Source organism: Bradyrhizobium zhengyangense (genome assembly GCF_022012555.1).
Lineage (GTDB): Bacteria > Pseudomonadota > Alphaproteobacteria > Rhizobiales > Xanthobacteraceae > Bradyrhizobium > Bradyrhizobium zhengyangense.
Genome location: NZ_JAKLTZ010000016.1, coordinates 23,425 through 40,609 on the forward strand (window position 1 = coordinate 23,425; position 17,185 = coordinate 40,609).

Annotated in this window: 14 protein-coding genes; 3 read left to right on the top strand and 11 right to left on the bottom strand. The window is 64.2% G+C overall.

Features of this window, described 5'->3' with window-relative positions:
• Position 1: 1 nt before the first annotated feature.
• The 9 genes from L6639_RS35265 to L6639_RS35305 form a co-directional block, all read right to left on the bottom strand.
• Positions 2-892: a crotonase/enoyl-CoA hydratase family protein gene (locus L6639_RS35265; RefSeq protein ID WP_237866215.1), complete on the bottom strand. Its 891-nt coding sequence runs from the start codon at positions 890-892 to the stop codon at positions 2-4.
• Positions 893-978: 86 nt separating this feature from the next.
• Positions 979-2,397 carry an amidase gene (locus L6639_RS35270; RefSeq protein WP_237866216.1) on the bottom strand — a complete coding sequence of 473 codons (1,419 nt, stop codon included), beginning with the start codon at positions 2,395-2,397 and terminating at the stop codon, positions 979-981.
• Between the two features lie 2 nt (positions 2,398-2,399).
• The gene (locus L6639_RS35275; protein ID WP_237866217.1) at positions 2,400-3,563 is read right to left on the bottom strand and encodes a M20 aminoacylase family protein; all 1,164 of its coding nucleotides are present in this window, start codon (positions 3,561-3,563) and stop codon (positions 2,400-2,402) included.
• Between the two features lie 14 nt (positions 3,564-3,577).
• Entirely contained in the window at positions 3,578-5,083 is a 1,506-nt protein-coding gene (locus tag L6639_RS35280; RefSeq protein WP_237866218.1) for a M81 family metallopeptidase, read from the bottom strand.
• Positions 5,084-5,320: 237 nt separating this feature from the next.
• A complete protein-coding gene (locus L6639_RS35285) occupies positions 5,321-6,970 on the bottom strand; it encodes an ABC transporter ATP-binding protein (protein WP_237866319.1) in 1,650 nt (549 codons plus the stop codon).
• An 11-nt stretch (positions 6,971-6,981) separates the two neighbouring features.
• Positions 6,982-7,869 (bottom strand): ABC transporter permease, encoded by an 888-nt coding sequence (locus L6639_RS35290; protein ID WP_237866219.1) that lies wholly within the window; start codon positions 7,867-7,869, stop codon positions 6,982-6,984.
• Positions 7,870-7,889: 20 nt separating this feature from the next.
• A complete protein-coding gene (locus tag L6639_RS35295; RefSeq protein ID WP_237866220.1) occupies positions 7,890-8,831 on the bottom strand; it encodes an ABC transporter permease in 942 nt (313 codons plus the stop codon).
• 229 nt (positions 8,832-9,060) lie between these two features.
• Positions 9,061-10,191, bottom strand: a complete 1,131-nt coding sequence (locus tag L6639_RS35300; protein WP_237866221.1) for a M20/M25/M40 family metallo-hydrolase — start codon at positions 10,189-10,191, stop codon at positions 9,061-9,063.
• Positions 10,192-10,202: 11 nt separating this feature from the next.
• Positions 10,203-10,457 (bottom strand): hypothetical protein, encoded by a 255-nt coding sequence (locus L6639_RS35305; protein ID WP_237866222.1) that lies wholly within the window; start codon positions 10,455-10,457, stop codon positions 10,203-10,205.
• A gap of 17 nt (positions 10,458-10,474) precedes the next feature.
• Between L6639_RS35305 and L6639_RS35310 the strand changes: the two genes are divergently transcribed.
• The 3 genes from L6639_RS35310 to L6639_RS35320 all read left to right on the top strand — a co-directional run bounded on the left by L6639_RS35310 (position 10,475) and on the right by L6639_RS35320 (position 15,642).
• On the top strand, positions 10,475-12,085 hold the full coding sequence (locus tag L6639_RS35310; protein WP_237866223.1) for an ABC transporter substrate-binding protein: 1,611 nt from the start codon (positions 10,475-10,477) through the stop codon (positions 12,083-12,085).
• Between the two features lie 101 nt (positions 12,086-12,186).
• Complete coding sequence (locus L6639_RS35315) at positions 12,187-13,797, top strand: ABC transporter substrate-binding protein (protein ID WP_237866224.1); 1,611 nt, start codon at positions 12,187-12,189, stop codon at positions 13,795-13,797.
• 246 nt (positions 13,798-14,043) lie between these two features.
• On the top strand, positions 14,044-15,642 hold the full coding sequence (locus L6639_RS35320) for a glycosyltransferase family 39 protein (RefSeq protein ID WP_237866320.1): 1,599 nt from the start codon (positions 14,044-14,046) through the stop codon (positions 15,640-15,642).
• A gap of 68 nt (positions 15,643-15,710) precedes the next feature.
• Here L6639_RS35320 and L6639_RS35325 read toward each other — a convergent pair whose 3' ends face one another.
• Together L6639_RS35325 and L6639_RS35330 are read right to left on the bottom strand one after the other, a co-directional pair.
• Entirely contained in the window at positions 15,711-15,851 is a 141-nt protein-coding gene (locus L6639_RS35325) for a hypothetical protein (RefSeq protein ID WP_237866225.1), read from the bottom strand.
• 54 nt (positions 15,852-15,905) lie between these two features.
• Complete coding sequence (locus tag L6639_RS35330) at positions 15,906-17,156, bottom strand: multidrug effflux MFS transporter (protein WP_237866226.1); 1,251 nt, start codon at positions 17,154-17,156, stop codon at positions 15,906-15,908.
• Between the last annotated feature and the right edge of the window lie 29 nt (positions 17,157-17,185).

A 17,185-nucleotide genomic window follows, 5' to 3' on the forward strand; every position in this document is an offset into this window, starting at 1 on the left:
ATCACTTGTATTCCCGCTCCGTCCACCACGGGAAATAGTCCGGCATATCGCTCGACACCTTGTTCTTGAATTGCGCCGGCCGCTTCTCAAGGAACGACACCACGCCTTCTTTCACATCCTCCGAGCGGCCGCGGGCATAGATGCCGCGGCTGTCGACCTTGTGCGCTTCCATGGGATCGTCCGCGCCCATCATGCGCCACATCATTTGGCGGATCAGCGCCACCGACACTGGCGCTGTCTTGGCACAAAATTCCTTGGCGAGCGCGCGGGCGGTCGGCAGCAGATCGTCGGGCGCGACGACCTTGCTGACGAGACGGCCGGCAAGCGCCTCCTGCGCCGGGAAGACGCGGCCCGAGTAACACCATTCCAGCGCCTGCGAGATGCCGACGATGCGCGGCAGGAACCAGCTCGAGGCCGCCTCCGGCACGATGCCGCGCTGGGAGAACACGAAGCCGAACCGCGCGGCCTCCGAGGCTATGCGGATGTCCATCGCAAGCTGCATGGTGACGCCGATGCCGACAGCGGGACCGTTCACCGCGGCGATGACGGGCTTCAGGCATTTGAAGATGCGCAAGGTGACCTGACCGCCGCCGTCGCGCACCTGCGGATTGCTGTAATCGACCTTGCCGTCGGCTAAGCGCTTGACCGGCCCGCGCCGCGCGTCGCGATCGAAGGTGTCAGCGCCCGACGAGAGATCCGCGCCTGCGCAAAAGCCGCGGCCGGCGCCAGTGACGATGATGGCGCGGACATTGTCGTCCTTGTCGGCGGCGTCGAACGCGTCGATCAGCTCGGCCTGCATCTGCGCATTGAAGGCGTTGAGCTTGTCGGGCCGGTTCAGCGTGATGGTGAGGATCTGCTCGGCGACCTCGTACTTGATCGTCTCATACGCCATGGCGTGGTTTCCTTCCTTGTCTTGAATGCGGTCTCGATGAGACGAGACGCACGCTCGCCGCTGTCCGTCTTGCGCGGACTGGGCATCTACTTCGCCGGCGGCTTGGGCCACGGCCTTTGCGCCCCGCGCAGGCCCTCGAACGCCTTGGCCATGCCGAGCACGCCGATGTCGTCGAAGCGGCGGCCGACGATCTGTACGCCGATCGGAAAACCCGTGTCATCGAAGCCGCCATTGATGGAGACGGCGGGGTTCTCCGACATATTCCACGGCACGGTATAGCAGATGTGCTCGAACGGCCGCATCGGATCGTTGGTGGGTGAGGCCCAGTCCGCCGCATAGTTCACGTTCGGCGCCGTTGGCGAGATCACGTAGTCGAGCTCGCAGAACAGTCTTGATGCCGCCGCGCGGATCGCCATGGTCTGATTGAAGCCTCTGATGACGTCGACGCCCGACAGGTTTGCGCCGGAGGCGCCCCATTTGAAGATATAGGGGAGCACCTTTGCCTGTTCGGCTGGCGCGAGCTTCGAAAGGTCATCCCACATCCGTGCGCGCCAGAAATTGTCGAGACCGTCGAGCATCTCGCGCGTGAGGATGCCGTCGACTTCGGTGACGACGGCACCGGCGGATTCGAACGCCTTTGCAGCCTTCACCGCGACATCGCGGACGAGCCGTTCCGCCGGCAGGCCGACGCCGGCATCGAGCATCAGGCCGATGCGCAGTTTTCGCGGCGACTTCTCCAGGCCCTTCCAGTTCAGCGGTTCGGCGGGCAGGCTCGTGCCGTCGCGCCGGTCGGGCTTGGCGATCACGCTCATCATCAGCGCGCAATCATCGACGGTGCGGGTCATCGGGCCGGCGACGCGGCCGACATAGGCGGGATCGATCGGCACGCGGCCAAAGCTCGGCTTCAGGCCGACGAGGCCGCACCAGCCGGCGGGCAGGCGCACCGAGCCGCCGATATCGGTGCCGAGATGCAGCGGACCATAGCCGGCCGCTGCCGCAGCGCCGGCGCCCGCGCTGGAGCCGCCGGGGTTCTTGGAGAGGTCCCAGGGATTGCGCGCGAGCGCATGGAACGAAGAGAGTCCCGAGGACAGCATGCCATAATCGGGCATGGTGGTCTTGGCGAAGATGATCGCGCCTGCCTCACGCAGCCGCGCGGAGGGTGGGGCGTCCTTCTCGGCTGGGACCAATCTGACGCTCGCGGCACCCAGCGGCACCGGCACGCCCTTGGTCGCGATGTTGTCCTTCACCGTGACAGGCACACCGTCGAGCGGACCAGAGGGCTCGCCCCCGGTCCAGCGCGCGGTCGAGGCTTTTGCGGCCGCGCGCGCACTTTCAGGGTCGAATGCATAGAGCGCCTTCAGATGCGGCTCCCACGCAGCGACATGCGCGAGCAAATCCTCCAGCACCTCGCTCGGCGAGAATTGCTTGGCCCGATAGCCCGCGATCAGATCGACCGCGGAGAGATCGTGCAGCGATGTGACCGCCTCCGCGGCGCTCTTCTTCATTGCTAACCGACCGGCATGCGCGTTTCGATGATCCGGGCGAACATGCTGGCGCCGATCGGCAGGATCTTGTCGTCGAGCACGAAGCCGGGATTGTGCACCGGCACGGAGCCGTCATGGCCGACCCAGAAATAGGCGCCGGGAATGGTCTCCAGCATGTCGGCAAAATCCTCGCTGCCCATCTTCGGCTGGCTGCGGGTGATCACCTTGGCGGGATCGACAACGGTGCGCGCGACGTCCTCGACCACCTTGGACTGCTCGACCTGGTTGACCAGCACGTTGAAGGTGTCGCGGATGTCGACGTCGATCACGCACTGATAGGCGCTGGCGATGCCGGCGCAGATGGTGCGGATGCGTTCGCTGACCAGGGTGCGGACTTCCTTCGAGAAGGTGCGGATGGTGCCGCACAGATGCGCATCGCCCGGAATCACGTTGTAGGCGGAGCCCGCATGGATCTGGGTGATAGATACGACAGCAGCCTGAAGCGGCTCGACGTTGCGGCTGACGATGGTCTGGATCGCCTGCGCCAGCGTGGTCGCGATCACGACCGCGTCCTTGGAGCGCTCGGGCATCGCGCCATGCGCGCCATAGCCGGTGATGCGGAGGTCGAAGAAGTCGGCGCTGGCCATGGCCGGGCCGGGCAGGATGGCGATTTCGCCGTGGTTGAGGTCGGGCGCGTTGTGCAGGCCGTAGAGCTCGTCGCACGGAAACTTCTCGAACAGGCCGTCCTTGATCATGGCGCGGGCGCCGCCGAGGCCTTCCTCGGCCGGCTGGAAGATCAGGTGCACGGTGCCGTCGAAATTCCTGGTCTCGGCGAGATAGCGCGCGGTGCCGAGCAACATGGTGGTGTGGCCGTCATGGCCGCAACCGTGGAAGCGGCCGGGGATTTTCGAGCTCCATTTCAGATTGGTGTTCTCTTCCATCGGCAGCGCGTCCATGTCGGCGCGCAGGCCGATACGCTTGCTGCCCGAACCCTTGCCTTTGATCACGCCGATCACACCGGTGCCGCCGAGACCGCGATGCACCTCGATGCCCCAGCTCGTCAGCTTGTCGGCGACGATGCCGGACGTACGCACTTCCTCGAAGCCGATCTCGGGATGGGCGTGCAGGTCGCGGCGGATAGCGGTGAGTTCGTCGGCATAGCCGTCGATGCGTTCAATGGTGGGCATGTGATCCTGTCCGGTTAGCGTGAAGGGGGATTGAAAACGGGGCCGTTCGGCTTGATGCGGATGCCTGGGCGCAGGCGCGTCCATGGCAGGGAGGCGGTGTCGGCCGGCATCGCGCCGGGGGCGGCGCAGATCATCAGCTGTTCAGCGATCGGTTCGAAATCGGCGCGGAAATGCACCGAGCTCTTGTTGACCAGGATTTTTTCCTTCGTCGGTTCGATCCCGACATAGCGGTACATCGCCTGGTCGGCCAGCTGCGCCTTGTGCGAGGAGACGACGACGCGGACGTCGCCGATGCGCAGGGCTGCGGAGAGGCCCATCTCCATCTCGCGCCCGCCAAAGTAGGGGCCGGGCGCGATGAAGCGGCCGTCGGAGAGCTTTTCGACGACGAAGGTCTCGGTGTAGGGCTCGTCGCCGGCGATGCCCGACTTGCCGCCGAGCGAGAGCGTGACGGCGGCGCCGACGCCCGCCGCATGCGCGGCCTTGGCGGATTCTGGATCGTAGATCACGCCGGTCGCAGCGCTCGCTTTGTTGCGCACCAGCGCGCGCAGCATGCCCGTCGTGTCGGAATCGCCCCCGGCGCCGGGATTATCCTGGGTGTCTGCGATGATGATCGGCTTGCTCGCGTTCTTGGAGAGTTCCATCGCGTGGCGCACGCCGTCATCGGGCGACCAGATCTTGCCGTCGAAATCGTCTTCGTGGCTTTCGATCAGCTTGACGATTGCGTCGGCGGCGCGATCGGCGTCTTCCTGCGTCTTGCCATAGGCGAACACGCTCGGCCCGCAATCGCGGAAGTCAGCGGCAGGGAAGCCCGGCGCGAAAGACAGCGTCGGAACCGCATCGTTCTCCAGCGCAGCAAGCTTCTCGTAGATGCCCTTGGTGGGGAAGTCGTCGGTGCATTGCCAGCTGATCGCGATCAGGAACGGTATCTGGCGGAATGACTTTGCGAAGCGAAGCGTCGTCTTCAGGAGCAGGGCAAGATGTTTTGCCGAGGCGCGGCCGGTCTCGGCCATGTCGATATGCGGATAGGTGCGGTAGGCGATCAGCGCGTCCGCATGTTCCATCATCGCAGGCGTGACGTTGGCGTGCAAATCGAGGCTTGCGACCAGCGGAACATCCTTGCCGATGACGCGGCGTACGCGCGCCAGAATCTCACCTTCGCCGTCGTCGAGATGCTCGGTGACCATGGCGCCGTGCAGATCGAGATAGACGGCGTCGATCGGGCCCGCGGCCGCGATGCCGTCGACCATCACCTTCACGATGCGCTCGAACGCATCCTTCGTGACATGCGCCGACGGGCTCGCACCGCAGGCAATCGTCGGAACCAGTTCCCAACCATTGGCTTCAGCGCTGTCGACGAAACCGGCCAGCCCGACATTGATGCGCCGCATCACCTTCAGCACGTCGGGGCCTACAGTCATCGCCGGCCAGCCGCCGCCATGCTGGAAGTCGGCGTAGGTCGCCTTCGTCGGCGCGAAGGTGTTGGTCTCGTGCAGGAAGCCGCCGACGGCGATACGTGTCATCAAAGCATCTCCAGCCGATTGAAAGTGCGCGACGTTAGCCTTGGCTTTGCGAGGAGAGCAAGGCGGGAAGCAATCGCGCTGCGCATAGGGTCAGATCGTTTTGGGAATGCTGCTCCCCCGTCATTCCGGGGCGCGCGCAGCGCGAGCCCGGAATCCATTGGGCGACAGACTCTGCGGCTTGATGGATTCCGGGCTCATCGCTTCGCGATGCCCCGGAATGACGACGGAGGGGACTGACTAGGCCGTCGCCACCACGCCCTCCGACACCGGCCGGAAGTTCGCAAAGTCCCAGCCGCGGCCGGGCGCCGCTTCGAGCAACGCCCGGGTGTAGGCCTCCTGCGGGTGCGTCAGCACTTCGGCGGCGGGGCCCTGTTCGACGACGCGGCCGTGCTGCATCACCACGACTTCGTCGCAGATTTGCGCAGCGACGCGCAAATCGTGAGTGATGAACAGGATGGCGATGCCGAGCCGCTTCTGGATCTCGTCGAGCAAGTCCAGCACCTGCGCCTGCACGGAGACGTCGAGCGCGGAGACCGCTTCGTCGGCGACCAGCACGTCAGGATCGAGCGCCAGCGCGCGCGCAATCGCAATGCGCTGCCGCTGGCCGCCGGAGAACTGGTGCGGATAGCGCGACACCGCGTCGGCGGGCAGGCCGACGAGCTCGAGCAGCTCGCGCGCCCGCTTCATCGCGTTCGCATGCGAGACGCCGTAATTGATCGGGCCTTCGGCGATGCTCTCGCCGACGGTCACGCGCGGATTGAGCGAGCGGTAGGGATCCTGGAACACGATCTGGATCTTCTGCCGATGCGGCTGCAGCAGCCGGCGCGAGATGTCGGAGATCTCGCGGCCGGCAAGGCGCACGCCGCCCGAGGTCGGATCGATCAGGCGGACGATGCAGCGCGCCACCGTCGACTTGCCGGAGCCGCTTTCGCCGACGATGCCGAGCGTGCGGCCTTTGCGCAGGGTCAGCGTCACCTTGTCGGCGGCGACGACTTCGCGGCCTTTGCCGAAGAAGGCGCGCTCCTTGTAGATCTTGCTGAGGTCGTTGGCCTCGAGCACGATCGGTTCCTTGCTCTCCTCACGCGGCGGCCGCGGCACCAGGCTCGGCACGGCGGCCAGCAGGTTACGGGTATATTCCATCGTGGGATTGCGCAGCACGGTGTCGAGCGGGCCGGTTTCGACCAGGCGCCCCTGGCGCATGACAGCGACGCGGTCGGCGATCTCGGCGACCACGCCCATGTCATGGGTGATGAACAGCACCGCGGTGCCGTGATCGCGCTGGAGCTCGCGGATCAGCGACAGGATCTGCTTCTGCGTGGTGACGTCGAGCGCGGTGGTCGGCTCATCCGCGATCAAGAGCTTCGGCTCCAGCACCAATGCCATTGCGATCATGATGCGTTGGCGCTGGCCGCCGGAGAGGCGGTGCGGGTAGGAGGCGAAGATGCGCTCGACCTGGGGCAGGTGGACCTGCTCCATCATGTCGAGGATGCGCGTCTTGCGCGCCTTCGCATCGAGCTTGGTGTGGGCGCGCAGCACCTCGTCGATCTGGCGGCCGACCGGCACGACAGGATTGAGCGCGGTCATCGGTTCCTGGAAGATCATCGCCATCTTGGTGGCGCGCAACTGGCGCAGGCGGCGATCGGTCGCGGTGAGGATCTCCTCGCCGACGAGCTTGACGCTGCCGCCTGATGGAACCAGCGTGCCCTTCGGCAGCAGGCCCATCGTGGTCAGCGAGGTCACCGACTTGCCCGAGCCGCTTTCGCCGACGAGGCATAGCGTCTCGCCTTCGTGCACCTGGATCGAGATGCCGTCGATGATCTTTGCTCCGTTCGGCTTCTTGCCGACGGAGACGACGAGGTTGTTGATGTCGAGGACGGGGTTGGTCATTTGATCGGCCATCACTTGCCCTCCCGCTGCTTCATGCGGGGATCGAGGGCGTCGCGGGCGGCGTCGCCGATCAGGTTCATGCTGAGGATGGCGATCGAGAGCAGCAGGCCCGGCCAGAAGATCAGCGTCGGCTTGAGCTGAAAATACTGGCGCCCCTCGGCCATGATGTTGCCCCAGGTCGGCGTCTCCGGCGAGATGCCGGCGCCGAGGAAGGAGAGGATGGCTTCGGTGAGGATCGCGGAGGCGCAGACATAGGTGCCCTGGACGATCAGCGGCGCGATCGTGTTCGGCATCAGGTGCCGCCACATGATTTTCGGCAGGCTGGAGCCGACCGAGATCGCGGCCTCGACATAGGGCTCCTCACGCGCGGACAGCACGACCGAGCGCACCAGGCGCGCCACGCGCGGGATTTCGGGGATGGTGATGGCGACCAGTACGGTCCAGATGCTGGCGCCCGACAGCGAGACCACGGCGATCGCAAGCAGGATGCTCGGCATCGCCATCAGGCCGTCCATGATGCGCATCATCACGGAATCAACCAGCTTGAAGAAGCCGGAGACGAGACCGATCGCGAGCCCGATGGTGATCGAGAGGATCGCCGAGCCGATGCCGACCAGCAGCGAGATGCGGCCGCCATAGATGACGCGCGACAGCAGGTCACGGCCATAGGCATCGGTGCCGAGCAGGAATTGCGCGGACGAGGGCTTCAGCCTCTGCGACGGCGCAAGCTGGATCGGATCATGCGGCGCGATCAGCGGCGCCAGGATCGAGATCAGCACGATCAGCGCGAGCAGGATCGTGGCCGCCGCGATGATCGGCGTCGAGGTGAGGAATCCGAGACGCGGCCGCAGCGGCGACGTGATCGGAATCGAGGATTGGGGAAGGCTATCGACTGTCATCGTTGTTCTTGTCCTTAGCCTTAGTACCGGATGCGGGGATCGAGCAGCGTGTAGGCGACGTCGATCAGGAGATTGACGACGACGTAGATCAGCGAGGTCAGCAGGATCATCGCCTGGATCACCGGATAGTCGCGGGCCAGCACCGCATCGACGGTGAGGCGGCCGATGCCGGGGATGTTGAACACGCTCTCGGTGACGACGACGCCGGAGATCAAAAGCGCAAAGCCGGTGCCGATCACGGTGATCACGGGCACCGCGGCGTTGCGCAGCGCGTGCCGCAGCATCACCGCGACCTCGTTGATGCCCTTGGCGCGCGCCGTTCGCACGTAGTCTTCGCCCAGAACATCGAGCATGGCCGCGCGCGTCATGCGCGCGATCAGCGCGATGTAGATGAAGGACAGCGCGCAGGTCGGCAGGATGATGCGCTCGAAGAACGGCCCGAAGCCCGCGCTGATGCTCTTGAAGCCCTGCACCGGCACCCAGCGCAGGTCGATCGCAAACACCTGGATCAGGACATAGCCGACCACGAACACCGGCACCGAGAAGCCGAGCACCGACAGGCCCATCACGAAGCGGTCGATCCAGGTGCCGTGCTTCCAGGCCGCGATGACGCCGAGCGGCACGGCGACGATGACGGCGAGGATGATGGTCGAGAGCGCGATCGAGATCGACGGCTCGACGCGCTGGCCGATCATCTTCATGACCGGCAGGTTCGAGATCAGCGAGGTGCCGAGATCGCCGTGCAGCAGCTTGTTCACCCAGGTGATGAACTGCACGATCAAGGGCTCGTTGAGGCCGAGCGAGGTGCGGATGCGCTCCAGCCGTTCCGGCGTCGCATTGTCGCCGGCGAGGATCGCGGCTGGGTCGCCGGGCGTCAGCCGCAGCAGCAGGAAGACAAACAGCGCGACGACGCCCATCACAGGCACGGCGGCGAAAATTCGGCGGAGGAGATATCCGAGCAAGTTGGATCCCGTCAGATGAGAGTCAAATCGGCGGCAGCGGTCATGGCCCGTTCTGCCATCAGCCTAACATTTCAGCAATTCCTGTGCCATCAGGGCCACAGATTTTGCAGTGCGGCCAGTCTTCGTAGGGTGGGCAAAGCGGAGCGTGCCCACCGTTCGCTGTAGTCGGCGAAAGGTCGTGGGCACGGCGCAAGCGCGCCTTTGCCCACCCTACAGAACGGCTTCGCGATCACTCCAGCGTCGCCAGCAGCCCCGCCATCAGGCGGCCACGCTCAACGAGGCTCTCGACCTCGATATACTCTTCCAGCGTGTGGCCATTGCCCCCACGCACACCCAGGCCGTCGAGAGTCGGAATGCCCATGGCGCCGGTAAAATTGCCGTCGGAGCCGCCGCCGGAGCTCGCATGTGGTAATTCCGCGCCGAGAGATTTGGCGATGCCGCGCGCCTTTTCATACAGCGCCATGGTGCCCGCATCCGGCTCCCACACCGGCCGCGTCACGCCGCGCGTCACCTTGAAGGCGACGTCGTTGGTGGTGCCCGACAGCGCCAGCATGCGTTCGACGCCGCGGTCGAGATCGGCCTGGCGCTTGGCCATCGACAGCGCTTCGCCGGTGGCAGTCGTTGCAACGCAATTGACCCATTGCCCCCCGTGCACGACGCCGACCGAGAAGGTGCAGTCCTCCGTCGTCATCGCGTCGATCGCAAGAATCTGCCGCGCCATCTCGCGGATGGCCGAGCGTCCGGCCGACAAGGTCGCGCCGGCGTGGCTCGGTCGCCCTGTCGCTTCAAGATTGAAACGCGCGATGGCGTAACGTCCGGTGGTGACGCCGTTGTCGGCGCGGCCGGGCTCGGGCACCAGCACATATTTGTTCCGCGCAGCCTCCGCCTCGATGATGTCGCGCGTCGAGGGCGTGCCGACTTCCTCGTCCGGCGTGAACAGGATGGTGATCGGCAGGGGCGTCGTGAAGGACGCGCGCGCCAGTTGGCGGATCGCTTCCAGCGACAGGTAATTGCCGCCCTTCATGTCGTAGATGCCGGGGCCGTAGCATTTGTTGCCCTCGCGGCGCCATTTCAGCTTGTCGATGGTGCCGACCGGGTGGACGGTATCCATATGTCCAGCGATCAGGATGCCCGGCTCGCCTTGTTTCGGATGGGGAAAACGCGCGCGAACGACGCCGCCAAAGCCCTGACGGCCGGCGATGCGTTCGATGGTCGCACCCATGATCGCCATATCCCGCGCTGCGATATCGAGCATGCCGTTCACCGCGCTCGCGTCCCAGGTCGGGCTTTCGCATTCCACCCAGGTGCGCAGGCCCGCGAGCATCGTCTCCGAATCGAAGGGAAGATTGGCTGGATTCATCTTAAAGTCTCTCAAGCTTCGAAAGATGGAATGCGCATTGCATCGGCGCAGGCAAGACTGGCAGGCAGGACGAGCGGAGTTGAGTTGTAGAGCCAATCCGGACTTTGTAGAGCCCGCGCGTTCGCCGCAAGGGCCTGCGCCGAAACCGGATTGACGCGCTCAGGACTGTCTGCAAGTCTCGAAAAGATAAAGGCATTGCACGAGGTTAGTTCGCCTAACGAACGAACCAAATGCTCAACCAATAATCCGCCTTTGAACAGTTTCACGCCAGGAGAAACTTTATATGTTCCACTTGATGCGCATGGGGCGTCGCGCGATCGCCTCCAAACTTGCGCTGTCGGTCGTCGCGCTTGCAACGGCGATGGCCTCGCCGGTGTTTGCAGCGGGCAAGACCATCACCGCCGTGATGCATTCGGATCTGCGCATCATCGATCCGATCTTCACCACCGCCTACATTACGCGCGATCACGGCTACATGGTCTACGACACGCTGATCGCGACAGACTCGAACTTCAAGATCCAGCCGCAGATGGCGGACTGGAAGATCTCGGACGACAAGCTCACCTACACCTTCACGCTGCGCGACGGCCTGAAGTGGCATGACGGCACGCCGGTGACGGCGGAGGACTGCGTCGCCTCTCTGAAGCGCTGGGCCGCCGTCGACGGCATGGGCCAGCAGATGATGCAGTTCACTGCGAGCATCGAGGCCACCGACCCGAAAACGATCACGCTGAAGCTGAAGGAGCCCTACAGCCTTGTACTGGAGTCGATCGGCAAGCCGTCCTCGCGCGTCGCCTTCATGATGCCGAAGCGCCTCGCCGAGACACCGCCGGACAAGCAGATTCCCGAACAGATCGGCTCCGGTCCCTTCAAGTTCGTACAGGGCGAATTCCAGCCGGGCGTGAAGGCGGTCTACGAAAGGAATCCTGATTACGTGCCGCGCAAGGAGCCGGCGAGCTGGACCGCGGGCGGCAAGGTGGTGAAGGTCGACCGCGTCGAGTGGATCACCATGCCGGACTCGCAGACCGCAGTGAATGCGCTGCAGTCGGGCGACATCGACTTCATGGAAGTGCCGCCGTGGGACCTGCTGCCGGTGCTTGAAGGCAATCCCGACCTCAAGGTCGAGACGCTGAACAAGTTCGGTTACCAGACGCTCGGTCGCATGAACTTCCTTCATCCTCCCTTCGACAATCCGAAGATCCGTCGCGCCGCGCTTCTGGCGATGAACCAGAAGGACGTGCTCGACGCGCTCGTCGGCAATCCCAAGTACTACAAGATCTGCGGCGCCTTCTTCATCTGCGATACGCCGTTCGCGACCGACGTCGGCTCCGAATCGCTGGTCAAGGGCAACGGCATGGCGGAAGCCAAGAAGCTGCTCGCCGAGGCCGGCTATGACGGCACGCCCGTCGTCGTCATGGTGCCCGGCGACGTCGTGACGCTGAAGGCGCAGCCGACGGTCGCGGTGCAGCTGCTCCGCGAAGCTGGCTTCAAGGTCGATGCGCAGGCGACCGACTGGCAGACGGTGGTGAGCCGCCGCGCCAGCCAGAAGCCCCCGAAGGAGGGTGGCTGGAACATGTTCTTCACCAACTGGGTCAGCGCCGACGTGTCCAACCCGATCTCCAATCTCTCGATCGGCGGCCAGGGCAAGAAGGGCGGCTGGTTCGGCTGGGCGGAGGATGCCAAGATCGAGAAGCTCAAGGACGACTTCGTCCGCGCTGCCTCGCTCGACGATCAGAAGAAGATCGCGACCGAGATCCAGAAGGAAGCCTATGACCAGGTGATCTACATCCCGCTTGGTCAGTATCTGGCGCCGAGCGCCTGGCGGAAGTCGCTGTCCGGCGTGCTCGACGGTCCGGCAACGCCGATCTTCTGGAACATCGACAAGTCGGAGTAAGACCAGGTCGAAACGAGCGAAGGGCGCATTCCGCGCCCTTCGTCTTTTCCATCGCGCAGCGCCGTGCTTGCAGCGGTGCCGCTCTCGCCAGGAGGGCTTCAATGTTCCAACTCATGCGGCGGGGGCGTCGCACGTTCGCCTCCAAACTTGCGCTGTCGGTCGTCGCGCTTTCCACGGCCATCGCCTCGCCGGTGCTTGCGGCCGGCAAGACTATCACCGCCGTGATGCATTCGGATCTGCGCATCCTCGATCCGATCTTCACCAGCGCGTATATCGCGCGTGATCATGGCTACATGGTCTTCGACACGCTGATCGCGACGGATTCGAACTTCAAGATTCAGCCGCAGATGGCGGACTGGAAAATCTCTGACGACAAGCTCACCTATACATTCACGCTGCGCGACGGCCTGAAATGGCATGACGGCGCGCCCGTCACCGCGGAAGATTGCGTTGCCTCGCTGAAGCGCTGGGCCGCGGTCGACAGCATGGGGCAGCAGATGATGCTGTTCACCGCGAGCATCGAGGCGACCGACCCCAAGACGATCACGTTGAAGCTGAAGGAGCCCTACGCGCTCGTGCTTGATGCGATCGGCAAGCCGTCCTCGCGGGTCGCTTTCATGATGCCGAAGCGTCTGGCCGAGACGCCGGTGGACAAGCAGATCCCCGAGCAGATCGGCTCCGGCCCGTTCAAGTTCGTGCAGGATGAATTCCAGCCGGGCGTGAAGTCGGTCTATGTCAAGAACACCGACTACGTTCCGCGCAAGGAGCCGCCGAGCTGGACCGCGGGCGGCAAGGTGGTGAAGGTCGACCGCGTCGAATGGATCACCATGCCGGACGCGCAGACGGCGTTGAACGCGCTGCAGTCGGGCGACATCGATTTCATGGAAGTGCCTGCCATCGAGATGTTGCCTACCATCGAGGCCGACAAGGACCTCAAGGTTGATATCCTGAACAAGTTCGGATTCCAGACTGGCGCGCGGATGAATTTCCTCCATCCGCCATTCGACAACGTCAAGGTTCGTCGCGCAGCATTCATGGCGGTCAACCAGAAGGACGTGCTCGATGCGCTGATCGGCAATCCCAAATACTACAAGACGTGCGCTGCGGCCTTCATCTGCGACACGCCGTTCGCGACGGAGATTGGCGGTGAGGTCCTCGCGAAGGGCGGCGACATGGCTGCGGCCAGAAAGGCGCTCGCCGAGTCCGGCTACGACGGGACACCGGTTGTGCTCATGGCGCCGGGCGACGTCGTGACGCTGAAGGCTCAACCGATCGTAATGGCCCAGCAACTACGCGAAGCCGGCTTCAAGGTTGATTTGCAGGCCACCGATTGGCAGACGGTGGTAAGCCGGCGCGCCAGCCAGAAGCCTCCGAAGGAGGGCGGCTGGGACATGTTCGTCACAAACTTTGTCAGCGCCGACGCCTCGAACCCGATTTCCAACATCGCCGTCGGTGGGCAGGGCAAAAAGGGCGGCTGGTTCGGCTGGCCGGAGGACGCCAAGGTCGAGCAGCTCAAGGACGCGTTCGTTCGCGCGGCTTCGCTCGATGAGCAGAAGAAGATCGCGGCCGAGATCCAGAAGGAAGCCTACGATCAGGTGCTGTACATACCGCTCGGCCAGTATCAATCGCCGAGCGCGTGGCGGAAGTCGCTGTCTGGCGTGATCGAGGGCCCCGCGACCCCGGTGTTCTGGAATATCGATAAGTCGGAGTGACGAAGCAGGGATAAGGGAACTCCCGCAACCTCATAGCATCGACACGCGGCGCCGCTGTCGTCAGCGGCGCCGTTGTCTTTTGCCGTTCCTCCTACGGCGGGAGCCCTTCACTGAAAGCGGGGCGCCTTTAACTCTTCCGGTTTCCAATTGTTGCTATTTGTTTCTGATCTGAAATAGATGGTTTGCCAGCACCGCTTGCCCTTCTTTGATTTGAGTCTCGTGCCGATCGATTTTGCATTCCAGGCGATGGCCGAACGGTCGGATCGCGCGCCGGCGCGCTGGCGGCGCCCGTTGCTGCGCTGGCTCGATGGTGTGGAGGCGGGCTGGGCCGTACCACTTCTTATTGCGTGCTTCGTCGCAAGCTGGACGCTGTATCTTGCCATCGCCTATGCCGGTGGCGGTCTGCACCCCGACACGCTCGAGGCCTGGACGCTGGGGCGGAATTTCGCTTTCGGTTATCACAAGCATCCGCCGCTGATGGGCTGGGTCGCAGCAAGCTGGACCTTCGTATCCCCGGTCGGCGACGTGTCGCTGCAACTGATGGCGATGGTGAATGCGGGGCTCGCGCTGTTCTTCGTCGACTGCGTGGCGCGGCAATTCGTCACCGGACACAAGCGCATCCTGGTGCTGCTGTTGTTGATGCTGACGCCGGCCTATCAATTCCACGCCCAGCGCTTCAACGCCAACTCCGTGCTGCTGGCGACATGGCCGCTGGCCACATGGTGTTTTCTGCGCGCGTTCGAAACACGGTCGGTGTTCTGGGCGGTCGCGGCCGGGTGCACCGCGGCGCTCGCCATGGTCGGCAAATACTATTCGATCTTTCTGGTCGCGAGCTTTGCGGTTGCGGCGCTGGCGCACCCCTCGCGTCGCGCTTATTTCACCTCGGCTTCGCCCTGGATCTCGGCCTTGACCGGGCTCGCGGTGCTGTCGCCGCACATCTATTGGCTTGCGACCACGGGAGCGTCGACCTTCGGCTACGCGCTGGCCCATGCCAATGGCAATGCTGTCAGCTCGCTCAGTGACGTGAAGAACTTCCTGCTGGGGCTTATCGCGGCCATCAGCGCTGCGGCCTTGATCTGGGTGATGATATCGGGCACGCGCCTGAAACAATTTCCGGCCGACTTTGTTGCGATGAGCGCGGGCCTTCGGCTTCTCTTCTACGTCGCCATCGGCACGATCGTCCTGCCGGTTCTGACCTCGCTCGCGATGGGGACTGATCTGCCGTCGCTATGGGCCCTGCAGGGGCTGTTTCTATTCGTCGTGCTCATCGTCTGCGGCGCTCGCTACCCGATCGAGCGCTTCTACACCGTCAATGTCACGGTCATCGTTGCAGGTGTTGCGCTGGTCGCCGTCCTGGTCGCGGCCCCCATCCATGACTTTTATCGCAATATCAACGGCTACGAAGAGGGACGGAATCTTTACGCGCAAGCCGCAAGCGAGCTCACAAGACAATGGCACGAGCTGACCGGCGAGCCCCTCAGAGCCGTCAGTGGCGACGATTCACTCGCTTTCGCCACCGCATTCTACAGCCCCGACCATCCGCTCTACGCGCGTCCATTCGAGCATCAGCACAATTGGGGGCTGCCGCGCAGGACGACACTGGATCGCGGCTGGGCCGCACTCTGCTTCAAGGGTCAGGACGATTGCGCTCGCTGGATGGAATGGGTGACCTCGCGCACCGCGACATTCGTCAGACGGGAGTTCACCGTGCAGGCCTCGCTGTGGGGCCGAACCGGCCTGTCTCGGGACGTGGTGATGATGATCGTGCCGCCGCGCGCGAACGGTGATGCATCGCCCGAGAGCGCCGCGCAGGATTTCAGTGCGAGCAAGCGCGGCCTGGACTGAATCGTTTTCGAGCGAAGCGGGTGCCGATTCGCGTGAAGCAAGCGCTTCACAACGATAATCGAGAGCGTTCAGCAGTGGCTGTCGCGGACCTGTTCGAGTCCCTCGCTGGCGAAGGGCGGGTCGACTGCGGCTTGTTCAGCGCGCGATGCCGCGGGTTCGGCGGGCTGCCGGTTCGACTTGCGACGTTCGTCGCGCTGTTCCAGTTCCATTGAAGCGGCCTCTCGAATTGCTGCAGGACAACATCGAAGCGCCTTCGAGGTTCCTCACACGATCGGGCGATGATGCGGCTTGAACAGCCGTCCCTTCTCGACGACAATCACGATTGCGAGCGCCGCGAGCGTCGACAGGAAGAAGCCGATCGAGAACGGCAGCAGCGTGCCATCAAAGCTCTGGCCGATCGCGGTGCCGACCACGATGCCAATCAGCGTCGTGATCGAGCCGTAGAGCGAGGAGGCGGTGCCGGCGATATGCCCCTGCGGCTCCATCGCGAGCGCGGTGAAATTGGCAACCATCATGCCGAACGAGAACATCATCAGCGCCGACAGCGCCATGAACAGGGGCAGCGGCAGCACGCCGAGGATCTCGGTCAGCAGCATCACGCCTGCCACCGCAGCATAGAGCGATAGCGCGCCGTGCGAGATCACGCGCATCCCGAGCCGCCCGACCAGCTTTGCGTTGAGGAAGCCAGCGACGGCGGTGCCGGCCGCGATCGCGGCGAAGGCAAGCGGGAAGTAATGGCCGAGATGATAGATGCCGGTGAAGACCTGCTGCGCGGAAAACACGAAGGCGAACAGCGCGCCCATGACGCTGCCGGCGGCCGTCGCATAGCCGATGGTCTGGCGGTTGGTGACGGTCTGGCGGAACGCCGAGAGCACGTCGGCAGGTGCGAGCGACCTGCGCTCCGTCTCGGGTAGCGTCTCCGGAAGCCGCCACACGCTCCATGCCAGCGCGATGACACCGTAGAGCATCAGCACGACGAAGATGCCGCGCCAATGCGTGACCAGCAACACCGCCTGTCCGAACGAGGGCGCGATCACGGGCACCGCGATGAAGATCATCATTGCAAGCGACATCACGCTCGCCATGCGGCGGCCGGCATAACAGTCGCGCACGATCGAGGTCGCGATGACGCGCGTCGCTGACGTACCGAGCCCCTGAAGCGCGCGGGCCAGCAGCAGCGTTTCGAAGGTGGGCGCCGCGACCGCCAGCACGCTCGCCACCGCATAAACTGCCATGCCGCCGAGCAGCACCGGCCGTCGCCCGAACCGGTCCGACAGCGGGCCCATGATGAACTGGCCGGCGCCGAAGCCGATCAGGAAGGTCGACAGCACGAGCTGGAGATGGTTGGCGTTGGGAATGTTGAAGGCCGCCCCGATATTGGGCAGCGCCGGCAGCATCATGTCCATCGCGAGCGGATTCAGCGCCATGATGGACGCGATCACGATGACGAATTCGGGAAAACCCATCGGACGGTGTCCCGAGGACACCCATTCGTCGGCATTGACGTCGGACAAGCAGCACACCTCTGATTTCAGAGGTCATA

Excerpts from the sequence above, each read along its gene's own strand:
- L6639_RS35265 (WP_237866215.1), bottom strand. The coding sequence starts at position 892 with ATGGCGTATGAGACGATCAAGTACGAGGTCGCCGAGCAGATCCTCACC.
- L6639_RS35270 (WP_237866216.1), bottom strand. The coding sequence starts at position 2,397 with ATGAAGAAGAGCGCCGCGGAGGCGGTCACATCGCTGCACGATCTCTCC.
- L6639_RS35275 (WP_237866217.1), bottom strand. The coding sequence starts at position 3,563 with ATGCCCACCATTGAACGCATCGACGGCTATGCCGACGAACTCACCGCT.
- L6639_RS35280 (WP_237866218.1), bottom strand. The coding sequence starts at position 5,083 with ATGACACGTATCGCCGTCGGCGGCTTCCTGCACGAGACCAACACCTTC.
- L6639_RS35285 (WP_237866319.1), bottom strand. The coding sequence starts at position 6,970 with ATGACCAACCCCGTCCTCGACATCAACAACCTCGTCGTCTCCGTCGGC.
- L6639_RS35290 (WP_237866219.1), bottom strand. The coding sequence starts at position 7,869 with ATGACAGTCGATAGCCTTCCCCAATCCTCGATTCCGATCACGTCGCCG.
- L6639_RS35300 (WP_237866221.1), bottom strand. The coding sequence starts at position 10,191 with ATGAATCCAGCCAATCTTCCCTTCGATTCGGAGACGATGCTCGCGGGC.
- L6639_RS35310 (WP_237866223.1), top strand. The coding sequence starts at position 10,475 with ATGTTCCACTTGATGCGCATGGGGCGTCGCGCGATCGCCTCCAAACTT.
- L6639_RS35315 (WP_237866224.1), top strand. The coding sequence starts at position 12,187 with ATGTTCCAACTCATGCGGCGGGGGCGTCGCACGTTCGCCTCCAAACTT.
- L6639_RS35320 (WP_237866320.1), top strand. The coding sequence starts at position 14,044 with ATGGCCGAACGGTCGGATCGCGCGCCGGCGCGCTGGCGGCGCCCGTTG.
- L6639_RS35325 (WP_237866225.1), bottom strand. The coding sequence starts at position 15,851 with ATGGAACTGGAACAGCGCGACGAACGTCGCAAGTCGAACCGGCAGCCC.